The 23,716-nt window shown below is 50.3% G+C and carries 22 protein-coding genes; 19 read left to right on the top strand and 3 right to left on the bottom strand.

What is annotated here, in order from left to right:
• The first annotated feature begins 5 nt into the window (after positions 1 to 5).
• A complete protein-coding gene (locus tag IPM28_02485) occupies positions 6 to 389 on the top strand; it encodes a hypothetical protein (GenBank protein ID MBK9171859.1) in 384 nt (127 codons plus the stop codon).
• A 72-nt stretch (positions 390 to 461) separates the two neighbouring features.
• Here the strand turns inward: IPM28_02485 and IPM28_02480 are convergent, their stop codons facing one another.
• A complete protein-coding gene (locus IPM28_02480) occupies positions 462 to 1,781 on the bottom strand; it encodes a TonB family protein (protein MBK9171858.1) in 1,320 nt (439 codons plus the stop codon).
• Positions 1,782 to 2,062: 281 nt separating this feature from the next.
• Between IPM28_02480 and IPM28_02475 the strand changes: the two genes are divergently transcribed.
• The 8 genes from IPM28_02475 to IPM28_02440 are packed head-to-tail and all read left to right on the top strand — an operon-like array spanning position 2,063 to position 9,481.
• A complete protein-coding gene (locus IPM28_02475) occupies positions 2,063 to 3,364 on the top strand; it encodes an insulinase family protein (protein MBK9171857.1) in 1,302 nt (433 codons plus the stop codon).
• A complete protein-coding gene (gene ubiE, locus IPM28_02470; GenBank protein MBK9171856.1) occupies positions 3,348 to 4,085 on the top strand; it encodes a bifunctional demethylmenaquinone methyltransferase/2-methoxy-6-polyprenyl-1,4-benzoquinol methylase UbiE in 738 nt (245 codons plus the stop codon). Before IPM28_02475 ends, ubiE begins: the two co-directional genes overlap by 17 nt.
• A gap of 57 nt (positions 4,086 to 4,142) precedes the next feature.
• Positions 4,143 to 5,123: an ABC transporter permease gene (locus IPM28_02465; protein ID MBK9171855.1), complete on the top strand. Its 981-nt coding sequence runs from the start codon at positions 4,143 to 4,145 to the stop codon at positions 5,121 to 5,123.
• Positions 5,124 to 5,933, top strand: coding sequence for an ABC transporter permease (locus tag IPM28_02460; GenBank protein ID MBK9171854.1), 810 nt, complete (start codon positions 5,124 to 5,126; stop codon positions 5,931 to 5,933).
• 6 nt (positions 5,934 to 5,939) lie between these two features.
• On the top strand, positions 5,940 to 6,614 hold the full coding sequence (gene pxpB / locus IPM28_02455; protein MBK9171853.1) for a 5-oxoprolinase subunit PxpB: 675 nt from the start codon (positions 5,940 to 5,942) through the stop codon (positions 6,612 to 6,614).
• Entirely contained in the window at positions 6,611 to 7,531 is a 921-nt protein-coding gene (locus IPM28_02450; protein ID MBK9171852.1) for a biotin-dependent carboxyltransferase family protein, read from the top strand. Before pxpB ends, IPM28_02450 begins: the two co-directional genes overlap by 4 nt.
• A 30-nt stretch (positions 7,532 to 7,561) precedes the next feature.
• Positions 7,562 to 8,305 (top strand): LamB/YcsF family protein, encoded by a 744-nt coding sequence (locus tag IPM28_02445; GenBank protein MBK9171851.1) that lies wholly within the window; start codon positions 7,562 to 7,564, stop codon positions 8,303 to 8,305.
• 27 nt (positions 8,306 to 8,332) lie between these two features.
• On the top strand, positions 8,333 to 9,481 hold the full coding sequence (locus IPM28_02440; GenBank protein ID MBK9171850.1) for a divalent metal cation transporter: 1,149 nt from the start codon (positions 8,333 to 8,335) through the stop codon (positions 9,479 to 9,481).
• 58 nt (positions 9,482 to 9,539) lie between these two features.
• Here IPM28_02440 and IPM28_02435 read toward each other — a convergent pair whose 3' ends face one another.
• Positions 9,540 to 10,154, bottom strand: a complete 615-nt coding sequence (locus tag IPM28_02435) for a DUF3761 domain-containing protein (protein ID MBK9171849.1) — start codon at positions 10,152 to 10,154, stop codon at positions 9,540 to 9,542.
• Between the two features lie 457 nt (positions 10,155 to 10,611).
• On the bottom strand, positions 10,612 to 11,385 hold the full coding sequence (locus IPM28_02430; protein MBK9171848.1) for a thermonuclease family protein: 774 nt from the start codon (positions 11,383 to 11,385) through the stop codon (positions 10,612 to 10,614).
• 793 nt (positions 11,386 to 12,178) lie between these two features.
• On the opposite strand from IPM28_02430, the gene IPM28_02425 reads away from it, so the two are divergent.
• The 10 genes from IPM28_02425 to IPM28_02380 all read left to right on the top strand — a co-directional run bounded on the left by IPM28_02425 (position 12,179) and on the right by IPM28_02380 (position 23,578).
• Entirely contained in the window at positions 12,179 to 12,538 is a 360-nt protein-coding gene (locus IPM28_02425; protein MBK9171847.1) for a hypothetical protein, read from the top strand.
• Positions 12,539 to 12,774: 236 nt separating this feature from the next.
• On the top strand, positions 12,775 to 14,433 hold the full coding sequence (locus IPM28_02420; GenBank protein MBK9171846.1) for a hypothetical protein: 1,659 nt from the start codon (positions 12,775 to 12,777) through the stop codon (positions 14,431 to 14,433).
• A gap of 28 nt (positions 14,434 to 14,461) precedes the next feature.
• Positions 14,462 to 15,406: an AAA family ATPase gene (locus IPM28_02415; GenBank protein ID MBK9171845.1), complete on the top strand. Its 945-nt coding sequence runs from the start codon at positions 14,462 to 14,464 to the stop codon at positions 15,404 to 15,406.
• Positions 15,407 to 15,551: 145 nt separating this feature from the next.
• Entirely contained in the window at positions 15,552 to 16,544 is a 993-nt protein-coding gene (locus IPM28_02410; GenBank protein ID MBK9171844.1) for a CpsD/CapB family tyrosine-protein kinase, read from the top strand.
• 61 nt (positions 16,545 to 16,605) lie between these two features.
• Entirely contained in the window at positions 16,606 to 17,994 is a 1,389-nt protein-coding gene (locus IPM28_02405; protein MBK9171843.1) for a TIGR03013 family PEP-CTERM/XrtA system glycosyltransferase, read from the top strand.
• A gap of 76 nt (positions 17,995 to 18,070) precedes the next feature.
• Positions 18,071 to 18,799, top strand: a complete 729-nt coding sequence (locus tag IPM28_02400; GenBank protein MBK9171842.1) for a polysaccharide biosynthesis/export family protein — start codon at positions 18,071 to 18,073, stop codon at positions 18,797 to 18,799.
• Positions 18,800 to 19,181: 382 nt separating this feature from the next.
• A complete protein-coding gene (locus tag IPM28_02395) occupies positions 19,182 to 19,844 on the top strand; it encodes a hypothetical protein (protein ID MBK9171841.1) in 663 nt (220 codons plus the stop codon).
• A gap of 619 nt (positions 19,845 to 20,463) precedes the next feature.
• A complete protein-coding gene (locus IPM28_02390) occupies positions 20,464 to 21,330 on the top strand; it encodes an O-antigen ligase family protein (protein MBK9171840.1) in 867 nt (288 codons plus the stop codon).
• A gap of 30 nt (positions 21,331 to 21,360) precedes the next feature.
• Positions 21,361 to 22,536: a glycosyltransferase family 2 protein gene (locus tag IPM28_02385; GenBank protein ID MBK9171839.1), complete on the top strand. Its 1,176-nt coding sequence runs from the start codon at positions 21,361 to 21,363 to the stop codon at positions 22,534 to 22,536.
• Between the two features lie 37 nt (positions 22,537 to 22,573).
• Positions 22,574 to 23,578 (top strand): glycosyltransferase, encoded by a 1,005-nt coding sequence (locus IPM28_02380; GenBank protein MBK9171838.1) that lies wholly within the window; start codon positions 22,574 to 22,576, stop codon positions 23,576 to 23,578.
• The last annotated feature ends 138 nt before the right edge of the window (positions 23,579 to 23,716 follow it).

The raw sequence follows: 23,716 nt of genomic DNA, 5'->3' as shown, positions 1-23,716 counted from the left end.
AGACAATGACCGGAAAAAACCTGGAATTCTACGCTGACGAGCCGCTGCCCGATCAGGAAGTAAAGGAGCTGATGGACGAAGAGATCGAACACGCTCCTCGGGCTCCGGGAGAACTGTTCCAACGGCTGACCGAACATCATTCGTCGTCGCCGGCCGATTCGGGCGGTGACATAGATGCCTCGTGGGAAGAGGTGAACAGTTCAGGCTCGGAGGCTGTGTTTGGCCACAACCCTACTCCCGATCAGTCCGATGTCGAGGAGAATGCACATGCTATGGGCATTGACTTCGAAGACAACGAACCGCTCGATTTCGTTCGAAAGATGGAAAAACGCGATCGAGACCGATTCGAGCTTAACGAGGATTCGAAATCGACCCGTAACGAGATCTGAAAACCTGCTCAAATACGAAAAAAGGGCCGTTGACAGCTAGTCCCGGCCCTTTATTTCTTCATCCCGGTCAGTTTAATACATCGTGAATCCGTAATCGATCGTTACGTTGATGGTAACCGGCACGCCATTTACCTTTTTCGGCTCAAAACGGATCTGCCTCGCCGCCGCGATCGCCTGTTCCGTCAAACCGTGCGGCAGACGCGTGACCGGAGTGATCGATCCAACCTGTCCGGATGCCAAAAGCGTGACCTTCAAACGGACGTTGCCCTGAACGTTGTTCGTACGGGCCGCATCGGTGTAGGTCGCCTTGGGTTTTGCGAGTATGCGATAGTTGACCGTGACCGCCGGAGCTCGCGGAGGCGGGCCTGAACCGCCCGAACCCGTTCCACCGCCGTTGCCGTCACCGATACCGCTGCCACTGCCCGATCCCGTACCGCTGCCGGTTCCGGTTCCAGATCCGCTTCCCTGGCCGGTACCGGTTCCGGTGCCCTGACCGCCGCCGGTCCCGGGGCCATTGGAAATCCCCGCGAATTTCGAATTCGGATCACCCCAACGGTCATATTGCTTGTCAAACTTCCGGTCGCCTTCGGTTTGCGGCGGAGGGGTTTTCAATTCAAAATTGTCGCTGCGAAATACCTTTGCATCGGGCGGACGTGTAGGCGTCCTTGATTGATCGGCAAGGTCACCCTGCGAAGTCTCTTCTTTATCTTCGCGGCCACCACCGCCGCCTCCGCCGCCATCCTTATCGTCTTTTTTCTGCTGTTCCTCTTCCTCGACCGGCATCGGAACGCTGTCAAGCAACAATGCGATCGAATAATCGTCGCCGATCGACCCGACTCCTAGGTCTTTTTGAAATAGAGAGACGGCCCAGCTCAAAAGAACGGCCGAAATGACAAAAAACGTCGAGCCAAGCAAAAGAACGTTCCTCTGCTTTACATTCGTCTCCTGAATTACGGTTACGTAATAACCGCCGTCATCGTCGCGGGTAACATTGGACGGCTGCGAGACCGCTCGCGGCTCATCAGCAGAAACCGGACGTGATCGGATGTATGGAACCGAAGATCGCACTTCGTCTACCGCCGCAATCTCCGGTTCAAAAACATCGTTCGGCTCCGACGCGACCACTTCGGGAGTGACCGGCACTTCGTCGACCGGCTCTTCGATCGTGATATCGGGCTGCTCCCAAACCGAAGCATCTGCCGATGCTTCGACCGACGCTGAAGGCTCTACGGTCAAGATCGACGGAGTGGGAGCCGCATCAGCCACAACTTCGTCCTTTGATATCGGATTCATCTCGAAAGCTTGCAGCGATGCACCACAATCAGGACAAAACGCAAACCTTTCGGCAAATCCCTCATCACACGAACTGCAATACTTTAAAATCTTTCCCATCTCTTTCGCCTCTCGATCTCTCAACCGGTTACGGCCGGAATCCAATTGCCAAAAAATATTATACCGCGTTTTCTCCGGATGTTAAGCCCTTTTGACAAAACGCGGCCGTCGCATGCCCGCGTGTCCGTTCAATACTTGTAGATGCGTGCGATTGTTGACGCGATGCCCGCCTCATGCAAAAACAATTTGGCATAAAAGCGATGTCCCCGCCATGGCTTACAACACGGTAATGGAATTCTGCAACTAAAAAGGATAACATCTTGTTTTTACGAACTAATCAGATGAAGATCTTTATTGATTTTGTTACCCGCTCGGCGGCGATTTTCGTCGCCGCAATGTTATTAATTGGGCCGGCATTCGGCCAGTCATCCGTCCTTGTGCCGCAGCAAGAGAAATTGCTCAATGGGCTCAAGGTGCAGATGTGGCCGGACAAAACATCGCAAAAGGTCGAGGTGAAACTTCGGATACATGCCGGAGCATCATTTGACCCGCAGGGAAAGGAAGGCCAGATGAAGATGTTGGCCGAGGCCATCTTCCCGAATAGTTCGTCCCGCGAATACTTCGCAGACGATCTTGGCGGCACTCTCGAGCTGATCACTAATTACGATTACATTCAGATCAATGCGTCATCGCGTCCGGATGCATTCCTGACGCTTCTCGAAACGCTTGCCGGTGCAGTTTCAAATCCGAGTCTCGACAAAGAAACGACAGCAGCGGTCAAAGCGATGGTGACCGCCCTCGAGGCCGAAGCCGGAAAAGACCCGGCATATGTTGCGGATCGAGGTGCCGCAGCGAAGCTGTTTGGCTCATTTCCTTATGGCCGACCGATCCTGGGCACGCAGCGATCATTGGAAAAGATCGATTTCGCAGACCTTCGGTTCGCATACGATCGGCTTTTCGGTGCCGACAATGCGACGCTTGCCGTAAGCGGCAATTTCGACCCGGCCCTGGCGTATCGTGCTGCCCGACGGTTCTTTGGTTCGTGGCTCAAATCAGACAAGAAAGTGCCGTCGACCTTTCGTCAGCCCGAGGCTCCCGACGCAGCTCCTCAGATGATCGATTCGCCGGACCCATCTCGAAAAGAGGTTCGGATCGCGATACGCGGTTTTTCCCGCAATGACAAGGATCATTTTGCGGCCGAGGTCGCGAGATCGATCATCGAAAGCCGATTGCGGTCGAGGCTCGGTGCCGAACGAAGTACCGCCGCTTTCGTCAGACTCGAATCCCATATCTTACCGGGTGCATTGGTGGTCGGTTTTTCAAACATCATGTTCCAACCTGTCACCGGGGCAGATGGGGCCAATAAACTAGAGGCAGCTGAATTAACAAAAAAGATACTTTCCGAGGAGATCACTGACAGTGAATATTCCGCTGCTCTCGCTGTCGCTCGGTCTGAACGGGCACGAAAGGACAAGGTCACCGATTGGCTTGATGGTGACACGTATCGCATAGTATCGGTAAAGGCCGATACTGAGGCTCAAACCCGTATCGCGATCGCAGACGTGAAACGGGTAATGGCGAAACTTGCGGGAGCGCCGATGGCCATCATCATTGTCACTGGTCCAAATGCCGAAGCAAAATAACCTGGATCAGCAACGAACACGCGGTGAACTCGAGCATGCCAAGGCCGTCAGGGCAATGTTCTCGGGCATTGCCGGGCGCTATGACGTTCTTAACCATGTGCTTTCGGCAAATATTGACAAGCGATGGCGAAGAAAGGTCCGTTCAAAGCTCTCGGACATCCTTGAAGACGACAATGCCTCGGTGCTCGACGTCGCATGCGGTACCGGCGACCTCTCGATCGAACTCCAATCAGGCAGCAACGCAAAGGTGATAGCAACTGATTTTTGCAGACCGATGCTTGAGGTCGCTCGAACAAAATCAAAGTCGATCCCCTTTGTCGAAGGCGATGCGTTAAGCCTCGCTTTTGATGACAGGCAATTTGATGCCGTAACGATCGCTTTTGGTCTGCGCAACCTCGCGAATTTCAAAGACGGCCTTTCGGAACTTTATCGTGTTCTGAAACCGGGTGGCCGGCTGGTCGTTCTTGAATTCTCGTCGCCCGTAGTTCCGGGTTTTCGGGGCGTCTTTCGATTTTATTTTTCAAATATACTACCGCGGATCGGCGGACTCATCAGCGGAGAACGCGGGGCCTATGAGTACCTCCCGGATTCGGTTTCAAAGTTTCCTGACCAGGGTGCACTTTCAGATCTGATGTCGGCGACCGGCTTCGAATCCGTCAGCTACACGAACCTTTCCGGAGGCATCGCGGCGATCCATGTCGGGATCCGACCGCTTCGCTGATCAGCAGCCGGCCAATTTGCCACGTCAGTCGAAAAATACCAGAATATACGCGGCCGAATGAAATACAAGCTTCAAAATTTAGCCCGGCAGATCGGGTTGATACTTCTGGTCATTTGGACAGTCGTGTCGCTGGTCACATTGTTGATCGAATTCGTTCCGGGTTCGCCGGCGACCGCGATCCTTGGCGAAACGGCGACGCAGGAACAGATCGATAATTTCAACGTCAAACACGGACTCGACCGTCCGGCTTTTTTTGTAACCTATTCCCGTGAGAACGGTCTGGTGTGGAACGGCCTGAATAACAGATATGCCGAGTATTTCGGCGGGCTTCTTCGGGGCGATCTCGGAACATCGTTCAGGACCGATCGGCCGATCCGCGATATGATCCTTGAGCGTTATCCTGCGACGATAAAACTCGCTCTGGCATCGATGCTGGTTGCGATTGCTATTGCGATACCGCTTGGCGTGCTTGCCGGAACGAACAAAGGCGGCATGATCGACAATGCGGCATCGTTCATAGCGCTACTGGGAATATCCCTTCCTACTTTCGTCGTCGGGCCGTTTCTTGTTTACTTCTTTGCGGTCAAACTCGGTTGGCTTGCCGCCACGGGCAGCCTTTATCCGGAGGACATTATCCTTCCCGCCGTCACGCTCGGTGCGGCTCTATCCGCCATACTCACTCGAATGGTTCGTTCCAGCGTGATCGAAGAACTCGGTGAGGATTACGTCCGGACTGCCAGGGCGAAAGGCCTTAGTGAAAGAACCGTTGTCTACAAACACGTTTTGAAAAACGGGCTGATCCCGGTCGTTACGATATTGGGTCTTCAGCTCGGCGTTCTGCTTGCGGGTTCAATAATCACAGAGAAGATCTTCAGCTGGCAGGGCCTTGGGCTTTTGCTGCTGGAAGACGGCATTGCAAAACGAGATTACCGCCTGGTCCAGGGTTGTGTGCTGGTCATCAGCGTCACTTACATCTTCGCAAATTCACTGACAGATCTCGTTTACCGCTGGCTTGATCCGCGGATCAGACTTTCGTAGATGAACCGTCTTACGTACATCGGGCTGGCTATTGCGAGCGTCGTCATTTTTGTCGCGATCTTCGCGCCGTATTTGGCGACGCACGACGTAACCGCGCAGAACCTCGAACTGCGTTTTGCCGAACCGTCAGCTGCGCATTGGTTCGGTACCGACTCGCTCGGGCGGGATATCTTTTCCCGAGTGTTGTTCGGGGCCCGCATCTCGCTTCAGGTCGGCATCACGGTCGTTGCCGTATCGGCTTTTATAGGTATTATCATCGGAGCGATCGCCGGCTTTTACGGTGGTTGGATCGACCGTCTCTTGTCGGGATATTTGTTCAATGTGTTTCTGGCATTTCCTGGATTGCTTCTTGCGATCGCACTGGTGGCATTTCTTGGAGCCGGACTCGGCAAACTTATCCTGGCACTCTGCATAATCGGCTGGGTCGGATATGCCCGAGTGATGCGCGGTCAGGTTTTGAAGGTTCGCGAGTACGATTTTGTCCAGGCGGCCAAAGCACTCGGAGCGAGCAACATGCGTATATTAGTGACTCATATCATGCCCAACGCGATCCAGCCGCTTATTGTTCAGGCGTCGCTGGGAATGGCGGGTTCGGTACTCAGCGAAGCCTCGCTTTCGTTTCTCGGGCTTGGAATTCCACCGCCTGCTCCGAGCTGGGGAACGATGATCGAAGAAGCGAGAAACTATTTCGCGACCTATCCTCATACGCTCTTCTTTCCCGGTGTCGCGATCGCACTGACCGTCTTGGCATTTAATTTTATCGGCGATGGATTGCGAGAATATCTCGATCCAAAACAGCGAACTCGATGAACCGAAATGCGCATATCCTCTCTTGGCGACAATGCCGTGATCGTATCTTTCGGTGACGTGATCTCCGAGGAACTGAACCTGAAGTCGATCGTGCTTTGCCAAAAATTTGCCGATGATCCGTTTTCCGGCTTCATCGAGGCTGCTCCTGCATATGCGTCGGCCAGCGTCTTTTACGACGTTATGGCCGTTCGTAAGGCATATCCCGAATATCGATCGGCTTCAGCTGCGGTCGCTTCGATCGTAGAACAACTGTGCAAGCGACTATCGGCCTCAGATCCGATCGAGATGCGGCCGATCGAGATCCCGGTGAGTTTTGACCCGGTATCAGCACTCGATCTTCGCGACGCATCGGCATTGTGCGGCCTATCCCCTGATGAATTTCTAAATATATTCCTCGGTAAGACCTATCGCGTTTTCATGCTCGGTTTTCTCCCGGGTTTTGCATATATGGGCTCGGTCGATGAGCGAATTGCCGTACCGCGGCGATCGAAGCCGCGAACAAAAGTACCCAAAGGGAGCGTAGGCGTCGCCGGGTTTCAAACGGGAATTTATCCGCGTGATTCGCCCGGCGGTTGGCAACTGATCGGGCGCACGGAATTGGAGCTCTTCGACCCCAACCGGAGTGAGCCATGTGTTTTTCGTCCGGGTGACGAGGTCCGATTTGTAAATATTGCAAAATGAGAGTCGTTATCAGGAAGCCCGGAATATTCACTAGCCTTCAGAAATTTGGCCGAACGGGTTTTCGATCGCTCGGAGTTCCACCGGGAGGTGCGATGGATCGAACGGCGATCCGTCTGATAAATATACTTCTCGGAAATCCTGACCATGCAGCGGTCCTTGAAATGCACTTCCCTGCGCCCGAGATCGAATTTGAAGACGATATCGAATTTGCGATCGGCGGCGCCGACTTCGCCCCTGAATTGAACGGCATTCCGATCGATAACTGGAGACTCGTCCGGGCTTCTGCGAACGATGTCTTGAGGTTCAACGGCCCACGCCTAGGCGCACGAGCTTACCTCGCGGCTGCCGGCGGATTCGAATTCGATCCGCCGCTTGGCGAGCCGACAGTTCGGATCGAGGGCGGGACACATCTCACAATTGCGTATTCATTCTCTTCAAATCATCGGATCGCCGGACTCGGCATTTCGAGGAATTTGATCCCAAGATACTCTCGGTCTCCCACCGTACGAGTATTAGAAGGCCATGAAAGTCAATTTTTGACCGCAAAGAGCGAGGAAACGTTCTTTCGGGAAACATTCTCGATTTCATCAGATTCGAATCGGATGGGGTACCGCCTCAGCGGCGAGCCCCTGCATTTGCTGCAATCGGATGAACTGATCTCGTCAGGCGTCACATACGGAACTATCCAATTACTCCCTGACGGTCAGATGATAATATTAATGGTCGACCATCAGACGACCGGAGGGTACCCGCGGATCGCACAGGTGATCTCTGCAGATCTTCCGCTCCTGGGACAGCTAGGTCCGGGTGACACAGTCTCTTTCGAACAGCTCGAGATCGAGACCGCCGAAGACATCTCGCTTCAATTCGAGACGAATCTGGCCCTGCTGCGAACTGGGATCGCTATGCGTTCCTAGCCTTGTCGTCTGTGATACTCTTTGATCCGAATGCGAGAGTCCATCGACATAAACTGTGATCTTGGCGAAGGATGCGGCAACGACGCTGAACTGATGAAATACATCTCGTCGGCAAATATCGCATGCGGTGGACATGCCGGTAACTTGCAGTTGATGCGGCGAACAGTAGAGCTTGCGATCGCGAACAGCGTCGCTATCGGTGCACATCCGGGATATGCAGATCAACAGAATTTCGGCCGGATTGCTATCGATCTAAACCCTGACGAGATCTTTGACACGGTTGCAAACCAGATACAGAAGCTCCAGGAGGTTTGTAACGACCTTGGAGCAGCGGTCGTTCATGTCAAACCGCACGGCGCTCTTTATAACCTATCGGCTAAAGATCCAACGGTCGCCGCTGCCGTGGCCGAAGCTGTTAACGCCGCCGATGCCGACATGATCTTGTTTGGTCTTTCTGGCAGCCATTCGATCACTGAGGCGAAACGTATCGGGCTCCGGACCGCTTCGGAGGCCTTTGCCGACCGCACCTATCAAAACGACGGCAGCCTGACGCCGCGGACCGAAGTGAACGCCTTGATAAGCGATTCTGCAACTTCGATCGAACAGGTACTTAATATGATCCGATATGGCCGTGTTCGAACGACAGAGGCCGTTATGATCCAGATCACAGCCGAGACGATCTGCATACATGGTGACGCCACACACGCCGTCGATTTCGCTCGTTCGATCAAGTCTGCGCTGGCAGAAAATGCGATTGCAATAGAAAAGCCGTAAATGACATCAGTCAAGACATCTTCAGCGATGCTGGGCGCTGCCTTCCTGATGGCGACCTCCGCCGTCGGCCCAGGATTTCTTACGCAGACAACGGTTTTCACCAAACAACTCCTGGCGAGCTTTGGTTTCGTGATCCTGCTTTCGGTCATACTCGATATTTTTGCTCAGTTGAACGTTTGGCGTGTACTGACAATTTCAGGCAAGCGCGGGCAGGATGTAGCCAATGAAACGCTCGGGGGCAGCGGTTATATACTAGCCGCGATGATCGTATTTGGCGGCCTCATGTTCAATATCGGTAATATTGCGGGCAGCGGCTTAGGGCTGAACGTACTTTTCGGCATACCGGTCGAGATCGGGGCATTTCTCAGCGCATTGATCGCCATTGGCCTCTTTCTGGCGAAAGACGCCGGCAAGGCGATGGACGTTTTTGTCAAGATCCTTGGAATCGTGATGCTCGGGTTGATCGTCTACGTCGTGTTCAGATCGGCTCCACCGATAGGCGAGGCCATCCACCGGACCGTTCTCCCGTTAACTATCGATGCCCAGGCGATCGTCACCTTGGTCGGTGGAACTGTCGGAGGTTATATAACCTTTGCAGGCGCTCACCGCCTGATCGATTCGGGCATCGTCGGAACCGAGAACTTGCCGCAGGTCAACCGAAGCGCCATAACCGGCATAATGCTGACGGCTGCGATCCGGTTCCTATTGTTCCTTGCCGCGTTTGGGGTCCTGTCGGCGGGTTTTGCGATCGACGATGCCAATCCACCAGCGTCAGTTTTTCAGAGCGCTGCAGGGGATATCGGATATCGGATCTTCGGGGTCGTTATGTGGGCCGCAGCGATAACGTCGGTGATAGGCGCCGCCTACACGTCGGTTTCGTTCCTGAAAACCTTCAGCAAACGCTTAAATGCGCGAAGCGATCTTTTGATCATCGCATTCATTACTGTTTCAACGTTGATCTTTCTCGCGGTCGGACGACCGGTGCAGGTTTTGGTGTGGGCCGGGACGGTCAACGGGTTCATTTTGCCTTTCGGGCTGGCGATCGTACTGCTCGCATCACGACGCTCTTCGATCGTGAAGGACTATCGTCATCCGATCTGGCTGCAGGCCGCAGGCTGGGGGGTTGTTGCAGTGATGCTCTACTTCAGCATCGTTACGCTTCTACCAAAGCAATAAAAAACGGACGTGCCGGTTACAAGCACGTCCGTTGGCAGCAACTTAAAACCAGTCAGTTTTAGTTGCAAAAACTCTTGTCTACATAATTCTTGTTGCCTGACGGTCCGAGGTAGTAACAGCCGCCCCGCGAACCAAGTATAAACTTACGTTCACCGTTCGGAGTCGCGGTCTCGGTCTTAGCAGGTTTTGCATCGGGTGGCTTCGTCGAGGCTTTAGAACCGTCCAACCACTCAGCAACGCCGCCACGATGCGAACAAGTCCCGCTCCGGGTCTTCCGATAGCTGAAAGTTCCGTCCGCACACCGGGCAGTCGCGACTGCCGTATTCGCGGGTTCGACCGTGTTCGCAGTTGCCGGTTTTTCTGAAGAGACCAACACTTTAGAATCTTCGGGAGCTTTTTCTGCCACCAATCCTACAGGTTTGGGATGCTCGATCGGCTTTTTATGACTGTCCCTCGAATTCTCGTCGATCGACGGAGTCGTTTCGCGGACAATATCGGCCGTATCTTCGTTTGAGAACGCAAATCCGCCGTTGGAAGAAACATCGGGTTTGGCCTCTGTTGAAGGTGCCGGATCGTCCGTTTTCACCGAGGGAACTTCTGTTGCCTGTGCCTGATCTGGCGTATCCGCAGCCCCCGTCCCCCAACTATTCAGTAAGGCGAATGCTCCGAGCATGAACGCAAGGGCAACGACCGACGTACCTGCCAATACATAAGTGAAAAGGCTATATCTTCCGGGAGGAAGCAGACCCATGTGCGGTTCTGAATAGACAGTTGTCAATCCAACAGATTCAGTCTTGACAATTTCGCTCTGCAGTGACGCGACCGGAAGACCAAGGCTTTCATTGGCAACAGCGGCAACAGCATCGTCGCCCGTTACGATCTTTGGCGTCCCTTCGGTTTTCGCGGCCGTAGTATTTGCGCCGGGCGTCGGAAACTTATGCACGATCGGCTTAAAGCCCGGTACAACCCTTTTCAATTCCGGCATCCTGGGTTTCACCTGCGACGAGTGTTCCGCAACAAACCGGTATCCGCACGAACACGAACGAGCATCTATAGACGCCGGCTGTTGGCAGCGAGGACAAGGGAGCCGCATTCCGTTAAGTTTACTGCTTTGCGCTCTCATAATATTTTTACTGCTGCTTTCCGCAAAGACTCTTGTCTTTGACATAAACCTTGCTGCCGCTAACACTCATGTAATAGCATCCGCCCCGCGGGCCAAGAGTGTAGGTCCTTCCGGTCGTCTTGTCTTGAACGGGAGCCCGACTCTCATTTGAAGCAGACTTCAAGGAGACGGCTGTTGTCGAAGCTTGCTTGGCCGGAGCGACAATTGCCTTTTCAGAAGATTCGTCGCCCCTGAATTCCCAAGGCGGGATCGGTGCATTTTTTGCCCAGAGCCCTACTTTGTCCGCTCGGGCCTTTTTCTCTGCTTGGGTGTACTTCTTGCGATCTTCGGCGTTTTGTTCGTATCCGATCTGCTTAAAGTGCCACGCATTCCCGGACTTGATCAACAATAAGCCGACATCTGCACCGTCAAGGTAAACATTGCCCATATAACGGTCAAAAACACCCTTTTTGATTACAACGACCCGAACGTCCTTACCTTCTATCAGATCGACCAATTTCTTCCGAGCTTCTTTGCCGTGATCCTGACCTTCTTCCGGTGCATCGATACCGTTTATTCGAATCGAGTAGAACTTATAATCCTTCCCTTCGATTCCGATATTGTCACCATCATAAACGACAACGACTTTCCCTTCGATAAGGCTGACACTTTCATCGACGGTGTCCGATGGGACCACGACCGCGACCTTTTGCTTGACCGTCTGCGAAGATGTTGTTGATTGAGCCCCAACCGAAACGGCCAAAACAATTATCCCGAAAATGGCGGAGAATAATCTGAACATTGCTTATAACCTCCAAACAACTGCTGTTTCGACCGACCCCAATGATCAGAACGCAAATACTTCATGCGTTGATAAAGGGTTTCAGGAAATACTCATTAAACATGCCGAAGTCTGCCGAATGGAAATCATCGCCAAATGAGGCGATCAACCACCAGGCAGGTCAAGATTTGTGTTCGTGTCGCGAGTATAACACCGCAAAAAACAAAAAGGAAGAAAAACTTTCCAGCATTTATGGCAATTCTCACGCACTGCAAAGAGTCGAGACCGTGACCGGGTTCGTCTGAAATCAGAAGCTATCGGACCTTTCGGATCTGCTAGCTTTCCGTCGCGATCTCCGATTTCGGCTACCCAGGCCTTTAAATTGCTTTGAATTGAAATAATTATCGCCAATTGGCTGATGGTCTGCATCAAAATAGAAAGATCGCGGCAATATCCGAACTTGAGCGAAAGATCGTTTCGCATTTGGTGTGTCTTTTTAATTGCGTTATTTGAAGAAAAAAAGCTTGCCTGCAGTAAATAAAAGAGCTAGACTTTGTCGAAATAGCATCGTTGGTTAGACTAATAGGCAAAAGAGAGTGTAGATTTTCTCTTTGCAATTAACATAGATTTATACTTTCGACCGTAATATTGGTCATTAACGAACTTTCAGGGCCCCCCCGATCGTTCGTATGGTTTTTCAGCAAAATCCCAGAGCCGACAGCGTCTGCTCTGTTAGTCATACGAGCACGCGATTCGTTGATTCCTTTCGAGTCCCCCCGAAAATGAGGAATTTTCGTTCAATCGCTCTTTTATTGTGACATTCGGTGTCGATCACTGGGATAGCGAAATTGAAGGAGATGTTATGTCTTACAGAGCCCACAACCGTATACTTTTGAGCGCCAGCCTTTTTGTTATCGTCGTTTCTTTTACTATCACGATCACTCAGGGAGCCGAGAACTTTTTGCCATTGAAGAGCTCGGCTGATACTTGTCAGGAAAAGAACCAGCAGATCAACCGCGCAGAAAATCAGCCTTCATCTACTGTAGTTTCCGATCGCGCTTGCTCCACTAACCTATCCACACCTGAATTCCTGACCATCCTCTTTTTTGGAGTCGGGCTCACGGGGGTCGGTTTTGCCGTTAGGCGATTGTCTAACGGAACCGAATTGCGCTGATTCATACCACGTTCAACGATCAACGGCCGTTGAGAACGCCTAGTTTTGTAGGCATTGATTCGGCCGGTCATTTTTTCTAAGATTCTAAACGAATTATGAGTATAATTGTGCATTACATTGGGTGACGAACGAAATTTGAAGTGTTGCTTTCGGAATTATCGGGTTTCGACCACTGAGAAAGAGGGGGTTAGAGGCTACAAGTCGCACGAGTGGCGTTTTAATAACAGGAGGATTTCATGAGTGTGGGATTTAGAAAACGGACGACGGATGAGATCTTCGTAATTGTCAAAAAGCGTATCTGGCACATTATGCTGCCGACAATCGCGGTTTTTCTCGCCTTTGCATGGGTCGTTCCGAATCTTCCGGATGTTTATCGATCGACCACGTTTCTTGCGGTTGCCCCGGCCACGATCTCCGAAAAGGTAGCTCCGTCGTTGACCGACGATGATCTCTCCCAACGCTTACAATCCATAAGCCAAACCGTCCTAAGCCGCTCATCGCTTGAGGGGCTAATTGCTAAACATTCACTTTATGCTAATGAGGGTGGCGGAGGAGTGCCGCTTGAATTGATAGTTGAAAAGATGCGTTCGGATATCGAGGTGATACCTGAAAAATCGAGCGATAACAAAGTTAGCGGCTTTCGGATCAGTTACGAATACACAGTTGCCGAAGTTGCCAGACGCATAACTGCCGAAATCGCAGATAAGTTCATTGCTGCGCAAATGGCAGAATCGACCCAGAACGCCGAGACTACCAAGGAATTTATTGATGCCCAACTCGCGCAGGCAAAGTCTAACCTGGACGGGCTTGAGATCCAACGTCTTGAGATCATGACAAGAAATGTCGAGGCTCTTCCAGAGTCCTCACAGGGCTTGATCGCTCAGCTAAACGGTCTACGTCAACGTGAGCAGACCATATCTAAAGATAAAGAGGGGCTCATTACTGAGAAAGGTCGCTTGCATGAGAGCATTCGAGCGTTCAACAGTCAGATCAGATTGATCGATAACTTCGGTGAGCGTGAGACGCAAGAGGCTGTTACGCAGGCAGCTCGTGTCGAAGACACGCCTGCTTACGGACAATTGATTCAAAAACGTGCTGAATTCAGTGCAAAACTTGAATCGCTAAAAAAGCAGTACCGAGAGAAGCACCCTGAGGTCCTTCAAGCACAGACCGAGATAAATAAGATTAATGACGAATTGGAAAAATTGGCCTTGAATACCGAAAAGCGGGTCAAGCAAGCAAATCTCACCGTTTCCAGAAAAGCGGAGCTGCAGCGAAAGAGTATAGAAATCGAAAAAGAAAAGGTCGAGGGACAAATAAATCAGATCGAGCTCCAGATTCAGCAACGCGATCGGGATTTACAGCAGAATCTGGTACAAATCGCCGCATTGGAAGCAAAGATAAACACCATTCCGAATGTGAAAGTAGCTCTTGAAGGAATCAGTAATCAATATCAGTCGGCTAAATCGAACTACGATGAACTTCTGAAGAAATTTAACAATGCGCAGCAGCAGGTTCAACGCGAAACGAACGCTCAAGGCGAGTCGATTCGGGTGATCGATCCAGCAAATCTCCCTGAGACTTCTGAGACCGCTTCGAAGAAGCCTTTTTTCCTCGGAATCGGCTTGGCCGCCGGCCTGGCGTTCGGCCTTTTCTTTGCAGGGGTCTATGAGGTCCCGAGATTGTTCAAGCTGCAAACTATCAAAGATGCGGAATATTACACCGGGATCCCGGTGCTTGCTGCGGTTCCGCCACTTTTGAAGGAAGAAGAAAAACAGCGGCTGAAGCGTGTTCATTTAGTACGGGTTTTCGCTGCGGTTCTGATCTCGATCGCGAGCGTTCCTGTTTTGATCGTGGTACTGCAAATGACCAAGATATTTGAACGACTGAGCTGAACCGTAATGTTGTTTCGCGAGAGTAGGCATGTATAAAGAATTTTTCGAGTTAAACGAATATCCATTTAGTCTTACGCCCGACCCGCGCTTTATCGTATTTACGCCCAGCTACAACGAACTACTTGCCGGCTTGTATTACGGGATCGAAATGGCCAAAGGGCTAATTGTGCTTACTGGAGAGGTCGGAACTGGAAAAACGACGGCATTGCGTTGGATAATCCGCAGATTGGACTCTAGTGTATCGGCTGCCTACATTTTCAATCCTCATCTCTCGATCGACGAATTTTACCAGCATTTGACCGATACGCTCGAGATCAAGGGGTGGAATAATAAGACTGAAATGCTCGCCCAGATGGGTAAACTCCTCGAAGACCGCCATCGTCGCGGCCTCAGAACCATCTTGATCGTCGATGAAGCTCACGAACTCTCGGACGAGGTTCTTGAGGAGATCCGTCTGTTGCTTAATTTCGAGTCTGACAGCTCCAAACATCTACAGATAGTCCTTACCGGACAACCAGAACTTCGTGAAAAACTTCGGCAGCAAAACCTTCGTCAGTTGAAGCAAAGAGTCGCATTGCGTTGCACGATGCCTGTTTTACCGAATGTTGACGAAGTTACCAGATACGTGACCGAGCGAATGTCGATCGCAGGTGCTAAGGATCCTCATATATTTACACCGGACGCGATAGATTTCATATTTCAGTGTTCTGAGGGAATCCCGCGGCTCATAAACAATCTTTGCGATAACGCCTTGATTGCGGCATTTGCGGCGGACCAGAGACGGGTCGAACGCGAGATGGTAGAGGAAGTGGCAGAAAATCTAGATCTGTTGCCGAACAAGGACATGTTGATGGCAAGCGATAAGGCCGTTGAAAGAGTCACTTCGGCCCGTGTGCTGACCCCAATGGGTAAGGACGAACTGTTGAGCGATCATATCAGAATCGAACAATCGCTCTTTGTTGATGAAAGCTGATCCGACAGCAACCGCCGGTGATCGGAATTTTTGGGAAATCGATGTCCTTTTGCTGTTTTATCCGGTAGCTTTTTAATTGATCGGATCGAGAATTACGCTATACCGAATTAAAAGCGGATAGGCGATTTTACGTCATAGTGTATTGATGAGATTCTTAAAAACCCTTCGACGAGCCGACCTGGAACATCGGAGGCAAGCCAACTCCGTGGACAGTAACGATCAGACCGATCGTATCGTCGAGCTCGAGCCGAATCGGCCTGCCGGCATTTTGGCTGATCGGGAAATGCGAATCGGGAAACCCGTCCTCCCGGTCGAATTGCGCCGCGATGATGTCGTCGAAGATCGCGATCCGATTACTAACGAGTTCGTACAAAACATCCCCATTGGCCGGCCCGTCGAAGTACCTCGTGAAATCGAGCGGCCAGTCGTCCAATTCAAGGTCGAACCAATCACCGTAAACCCGCATGTCGTCGCCATTACAGATCCGCAATCGATTTACGCCGAGGAATTTCGTGTTCTTCGCACGCAAATTATTCACCGAAGTCATAAAGAAACGATCAGGTCGATCGTGGTTTCGAGTGTAGGCCCCGGGGAGGGCAAGTCGATAACTGCATTGAATCTTGCTTGGCTCTTGGCACAATCCGACGGTATAAAGGCCCTGGTCATCGATGCCGATCTGCGGATGCCAAGCTTAGCACGCTATCTCTCGGTGAATCCTAAAGTAGGGCTTTCGCACATATTGACTGGCAAGTCCTCGCTGGCAACCTCGGTAATTTGTCTAGAGCCCGCGGGTCTTCATTTCTTACCATCCGGAAAGACACGTGACGACGTGGGTGAATTGCTTTCGGGGTCCGCCTTCCGCGAGATCTTGGAGGAGGCTCATAGAACTTACGACTTTGTCGTGATCGACACACCTCCTCTGGGGCTGTTTTCGGATGCAGCGTTGATGGCAAATGCCGCAGACAGTTCTTTGCTGGTGATCAGAACGAACCAGGTTCGTTATAAAGACATCGATCGAATTCTGGAGACGTTCCCGAAAGACAAAATAATTGGCTCTGTACTAAATGATTCCGACGAATCGTTATTGAATAGCGGCTATTACGGCTACTCATATTACAAGAAATCGGGTGATTCATAGTTTTTCACAGTTGTTTCGATGTGCGGGTGCCGACTCATGCATTTGATTTTCAATATTGTTGATGAATACGCGATTAAGTACCCGGACAACGATCCTGATCATTGCGGATCTCGCCATAATATATGGCGGTATCTTGATCGGACTTTATTTGCGATTGGGAGTCGAGGGGGCTGCCGAGCAACTCGTTGATAATAACGGTTGGGCCAAGACCGCGCTAGTTACCGTCGTCTGCCTGATTTCGATTTACATCTTTGACTTGTATGATTATGCGGTTGTCAACAGCCGCCGTGAGCTTGTTTTAAGACTCGTTCAAGCGCTGGGCATTTCGTGGGCCATTCTGGCGATCCTGTTTTATTTTGTTCCATCGCTACTTGTTGGTCGTGGAGCAGCGTTTTTCTCGATCTTCGTCACCCTCGTTCTCCTTCTTTCTTTTAGGCTCTCAATTCACTATTTTTTAGGGCATCCCGATCTTGGCGAAAAGATTCTTATCATTGGCGACCGACAAGTAATAATCGATACAGCGCAGGCTACGTTGAGCAGAAGGGACGCAGGACACCGAATCGTTGGTTATCTAGCAAACGACCCTGAGGCTGCAATCGTGTCCGCTCCGCTGCTTCGCGATCTTGGCAGGATCGAAGATCTTGAGGAGGTGGTCGAAAAGGAAAAGATCGACAGGATCGTCCTCGGAGTTCGAGAGAGGCGTGGCACATTTCCGGCTGAATCGCTTTTGAAGTTGAGGCTCGCGGGAAATGTCTCGATCGAAGAAAGTACATCCTTTTTTGAACGGGTCACTGGAAAGGTACATCTGGATAATTTGCGACCGTCATGGCTCATATTTTCATTTCGGCCGCGGGATACTCGATTGAGTACCTTCGTTCGAGAGTCGTTGTATCGCGGGATCGCACTTGTCGGTTTATTGATTTCGCTACCGATAGCCTTGGTTACTGCTTTACTGATTAAGCTAGAAACTGAGGGACCTTTCCTTTACAAACAAGAGCGCGTTGGAAAGAACGGTGTTTCATTCACACTCTATAAGTTCCGCTCAATGCATCAGGACGCAGAAGCTAACGGCGAGCCTGTTTGGGCCACTGATGACGATGAAAGAGCCACGAAAGTCGGAAAGATCATAAGAAAGATAAGAGTAGACGAAATACCGCAGTTTTGGAATATTATTAAAGGAGAAATGAGCTTCATCGGCCCAAGGCCAGAGCGACCTCATTTCGTTTCGCATCTTGCGGCCGATATTCCGTTTTACGAATACCGGCATCTGGTCGCTCCCGGCTTAACGGGATGGGCACAGATCAACTATCCGTATGGTGCATCGATCGAAGACGCGAGGCAGAAGCTTCAATACGATCTTTATTACATTAAGAATCAATCGTTCGCACTTGACGTTATTATAATGTTCGAGACGGTAAAGACGGTGATCTTCGGACGAGGGGCTCGATAGATATTCGCCCCTGGGGGGAGAATAAAGCCCGCGTCGCAGTAATTGCGGGACATGTTCCTTTTCGGTTGGAGGTTTTATGAAAAGAACAACTTGTAGTGGTAAGTGGTTATATGTGATCTCGTTTTGTTTGTTCGCCTCTGCGGCGATATCCGGACAGGGTCCCACTCCAACACCGCAAAACGGGCAAGCACTTTCGGAAGAGGAAGCGGCAATAGTACCTTATTACAACAACTACCTTCGCCAGTATCATTTGGGTCCTGAGGATGTTATCACTGTTGATGTTTTTGGACAGCCGAATTACTCAAAAGCCGGCATAGTTATTCCGCCGACTGCACGAATTTCGTACCCGTTGGTTCAGGGCGGGATTTTTGTAGGGGGAAAAACAACCGACGAAGTCGCCACGATCATCAAGCGCGAACTTGATGAATATATCATCGATCCGCAAGTCACTGTGACACTCGATAAGGTTGGGTCGGCGCGTTTTAGTGTCCTTGGCCTTGTTGGTTCACCCGGTGTTCGAGTAATGAACCGACGATATAATATTTACGAGGCGGTTGCCGAGGCCGGCGGGATCGCAAAATCGGGAGACAAGAAACGTGTGTTATTGGTCCGGATGACCCCGCAAGGCGGATATAGCCAAACGATTATTGACTTCGAAAAGGTCGTCAGCGGTAAGACGCAAGTTCCCTATATCCTTCCGGGCGACCAGATAATTGTCCCAGAAAAGAAATGGAGTATAACGAAGATCTTCGAGACGATCGGTCGAGTTAGCACATTGCGCATGATCCTTGGCAGTCCCCTTTGATCTGCGCTACTTGTGCTGAGATAAATGAGCGTTGGTGTTTTTGGTAATGCATACACATTTTCACGTTGCCCGCATCGCGCGCTTCACGATCATGTCGACGTTGATGAGTGTCTACCTCACGTGCTCATCAGTCACTCTTGCACACACAAACGAATGGGTGAAGATCGAATCAGGTACCCTCTCTTGGCTGCGAGCGATCCACTTCGCAAATGACAATGTCGGATGGATAGGAGGTAGCTCTGGAGCCCTTTTTTTCACAGCGGACGGTGGTCAATCCTGGCAAAGATCGCCTCGTCCAACTAAAGACAACATTCGAGACATTTTTTTCGCCGATCCTCAAAATGGATGGCTTCTTTGTGAGGGTCCAACCAATGGAAGTGTTTTGGAACGCACTTCTCACATTCTTGAGACCCGTGATGGCGGACAAACGTGGCATACTATACCTTTTGACGGTAAAGACAGACAGTTTATTAAGTTTGTCACAGATCAGAAGCGGATCATTTTCGTTGCAGGGGAAGAGGGATCGGTTGCATTCAGCGAAAGTGCCGGGGAATTTTCCTCGATAATTCAGTTGGCTAACCGGGGAATTGTTAGCGACGGGGCTATTCTCGCGAACCGAACTTTCTTTGTTGTTGGCGGAGCAGGGCTGTTGCTTCGATCGAGTGACCTCGGCCGAACATGGGAAAACCCCGTGTTAAAAGATAGCGGTCGACGCCACAGGCTGAATGCGGTTTTTTTTTCCAACTCGTCGGTTGGAGTGGCAGTTGGTAATGTAGGTCGGATCGTCCGGACCACAGATGGAGGTAATTCATGGATATCGGTCCCGTCTAACGTAACTGAAGATCTATATTCAGTTATATTTACCGATTCATTCAACGGAATCGCCGTCGGCTCGAATGGGGTGATACTAAAGACTGTCGACTCAGGAAAAACTTGGTTTCGGAGTCAATCACCTAATCAACACACGCTCGAAAGAGTGGCCGCGTCCCTCAAATACATTTTTGCAGTCGGTTTTGGCGGGACAATCATCCGGAAACACCGTTAGCAATTACCTCTGATAAGCTGTCTCGTGTTTGTGCTGATTGACTTCAGAGACCGGTGGACTGTTTTGTCGATTCTCGACGTGCCCGCAGCGGGCAAATCGGCTGAACTATAATACTTCGGATCACGGGACCGTATTTCGCAATCCAACTCCGTCAGGCATGGCTTTCACGAAGAACGAAATTGAAACGCCGGAGACACATAGTCATACGTCCCGAGGTAGCCTTCGCTCTTCTGGCACGGCAGAATTGCGCCAAGAAGCTAAAGACAGTGGCCATCTCTTCACTTACGTCGGTCTTTTTGCGTTTACCTTCATCGTTTATTTTCGCCCCTACGAAATGTTCCCTTCGCTCGCCGGGTTCGCGAAGATGGCGTTTTGGGTATCGATCCTGACACTAGTTATTTACCTTGTTACGCAATTTTCTACACATATGACATTGACCACGTGGACGACCGAGGTCAAATGTGTCACTTTTATTGCTCTTTCGGCCCTTATAATGATGCCGTTAGCCAAGGATGTTAGTCTTGCGTGGAAAACGTTTGACGAGTACCTGAGCAAGATACTCATCATCTTCATAATAATGGCGAATGTCCTTACGACACGTCGGCGAATAATGGGACTAATGTGGCTCGGGATAGGGATCGGCGTTTATCTGAGTTATCAGGCTTACGATCTCTATCTACAGGGCATCTTTGCTGTTGAAGAATATCGGGTCGGCGTTGACTTTGGAGGAATGTTCGGAAACCCGAATGACATGTCGATTCACCTGGTGATGTTCATTCCGATCGCTGTCGTTCTCGGACTTTCCTCATCGTCCGTGCTTGCTAAGATCGCCTATGGTGCCTCGGCCTGCATTATGGTTTACGCTTTGATTCTCACACAATCGAGAGGCGGGTTTATCGGTCTTGTTGCAGTACTGGTGTTGTTGGTTTGGAAACTATTTCCAAAACGACGAATTAGTGCCCTAGCCATGGCGATCATTATCGGTATTGGTCTGATTTCAATTGCGCCGGGAAATTACAGTGCTCGTGTTCTTTCAATCTTTGATTCGAGCATGGACGTTTCGGGTTCGTCGAGCCAAAGACAAGAGCTCCTTGAACGTTCGATCTTGGTAACGATCCGTAATCCACTTGGAATTGGCTTGGGGAATTTTCCGATCGTCGGCGTTCGTAATCTGCAAACCCATAATGCCTATACTCAAGTCGGCTCTGAATTGGGATGGTTCGCTTTAGGCGCGTATATTATTCTTTTGGTTACCCCCATTCGCTGTATGTCGAGAATCGGGCATTCGATTGGCGAAAACCAAGCGCGTCGAAAGGACTTTCTTTGGGCCGTCGGTATTCAGGCGGCCATTGTTGGGTACATGTTCGCTAGCTTTTTTGGATCCGTTGCCTATCATTGGTATGTTTATTTTCCCATCGCGTATGCGGTAGGATTTGACCACATAATCAATGAACAAGACCTTGATCCTACCGATTCAATTGGTTGAACGAATTCTGACGAGATCTGTGTACGAATCGTGATTGAAAATCTCCATACATATATCGACACAGTCACTGCATTTTCCTTTTGGCTAGCGTTAGTCCTACTTGGCTATACGTACATAGGGTATCCGGCCCTATTGGCGTTGATATCGAAGTTCTTTACACGTGATCGTGTTGCGTCTGATATTGAGCCGTCTGTCTCAATAATTATAACGGCGCGGAACGAAGAGCTTCACATCCAAAGAAAGCTTCAAAATACGATCGAAATCGACTATCCGCGGAATAAGTTCGAGGTTCTCGTAGTTTCGGACTTTTCGGATGATGGCACCGATTCGATCGTCGGCCAGTTTACGGACAAAGGTGTTCGCTTGATTAGACCGGATCGCAGACTTGGCAAGACAGCGGCCCAGAATCTGGCCGTTGAAAATGCTGTTGGTGAAATCCTTGTTTTTACTGACGCAACAACAGAATATCCAAAGGGGATACTTCGAACACTCCTGCCCAGATTCGCTGATCCGGATGTTGGATGTGTGGCCGGTCGACTACGATATGTTGACGAATCCGGATCATCGATCGGGAGAAACTCGAGTGGCTATTGGGACTATGAGACATTGATCAAACAAAAGGAAAGCGACATCTGTTCTCTCATAGGTGTTTCGGGTTGTCTTTATGCGGTTCGCCGAAACGCTTATGTGCCAATGTATGCGGAGGCTTGCTCTGATTTTCTAATTGCCTCGGTCATGTACAAACAGGGCCTGGTGACAGTATTTGAACCTGACGCGGTTTGCAGCGAAGTTACGAATATTGAAGGCCGGAAAGAATTCAATATGCGAGTAAGAATAATTGCCCAGACCTTGTCGGATCTATGGAGAAATCGAACGACGCTTAATCCGTTCAGGACCGGATTCTTTGCGATTCAGTTGATCTCACACAAGATTTTGCGCTACATGGTCCCTTTCTTGTTACTGACACTTTTTCTCACAAGTTTGGAACTTGCTCTAAATTCGACCTTATATCTCGTTGTGTTCGTATTTCAAGTCATTTTCTGGCTGGTCGCATTAGCCGGTCTGGAATTGGAACGACGCAAAATAGCCTGCAATTTGGTATCGTATCCAGCGTATTTTGCACTCTTAAACGCGGCGACCGTAATGGGTCTCTATAAGTTTCTAAATGGCGAAACATTTTCGCAATGGGAACCAAGCCGAACGTAAAGAACTTTTGGTGCACCGCAAGTAGCCGTATTTGGTAATGACTGAAGCTCCGAAAAAAGTTGACGAAAACGATTACCCTCTCGTCAGTGTAATTATTCCGGCTTATTTGGTTGCTGACTATATCGAGGAAACACTTAATTCTGTTCTCGCACAAACCTACACAAATCTCGAGATAGTTGTCATTAATGACGGAAGTCCGGATACCGAAAGACTCGAAGCGATACTTGCTCCATATCAAAACCGGATAAACTACGTAGCAAAGCGCAACGGAGGTACCGCCTCGGCTCGAAATGCCGGCATTCGGGCGGCTAACGGCGAATTTCTCGCATTTTTAGATGGCGATGATGTTTGGTTTCCGGAATATTTGTCGACACAGGTGCAGGAGATTCAAACGCGAAACTGCGACGTAATTTACTGTGACGCGCTGCTTTTTGGTGAATTGGTAGGGCCAAAAGAAACGTTCATGACGCGAAATCCTTCGATCGGGGCGGTCACTTCGGAGACACTCCTGGAATGGAAATGTAATTTGATAACTTCGGGAACCGTTGCAAGACGGAATTTAGTCACTGGCGCCGGATTGTTTGACGAATCCCTTCCAAAGATCGGTTTCGAAGACTTTGATCTGTGGCTTCGCTTGGTCCGCGCTGGCGCCGTCATTGAGTATCACAGGAAACCTTTGTTGAAATATCGGTTGCGTGCAGATAGCCTTTCAGGTTCGAGTGTGCAACGAGCAGAACGAACTATGGTCCTTTGGGATCATTTGATGAGGAAATTTAGTTTCAACGATTCGGAACTTGCCGTCATCGCTCGTCAACATGAAAAAGACCGCATTTTGTTAGAAACCGAACGAGCAAAGTGGTTTCTTGTGAACGAGGATTTTGAAGGCGCCCAAAGGCATCTTGACGACATTTTAGTGACGTCTCCGAGCATCAAACTGAAGATCATCGATCATTTATTGAAGATCAGCCCGAGGCTGCTCAGAGCAACGTTTCGATGCCTACGAAGGAGAGAATTCGATTTTATCCTTTCAGCTTCGCGTTGACCCTGCATTAAGATCTTGTCGGATCATTAGTTTAGCTCAATCAGGTGAGGAGTTTTAGTACGGCGGGTTCCAATTTGTGAACATTTAGGCCAGCCTGACGGAAATGCGTCTGCCAAGAAATTGAAGTCGATTCCACAC

The sequence above is a fragment of the Chloracidobacterium sp. genome (assembly GCA_016716305.1).
Classification (GTDB): Bacteria; Acidobacteriota; Blastocatellia; order Pyrinomonadales; family Pyrinomonadaceae; genus OLB17.
Note: the sequence above shows the minus strand (reverse complement) of the source record. Positions and strands in the feature narration are given on the sequence as shown.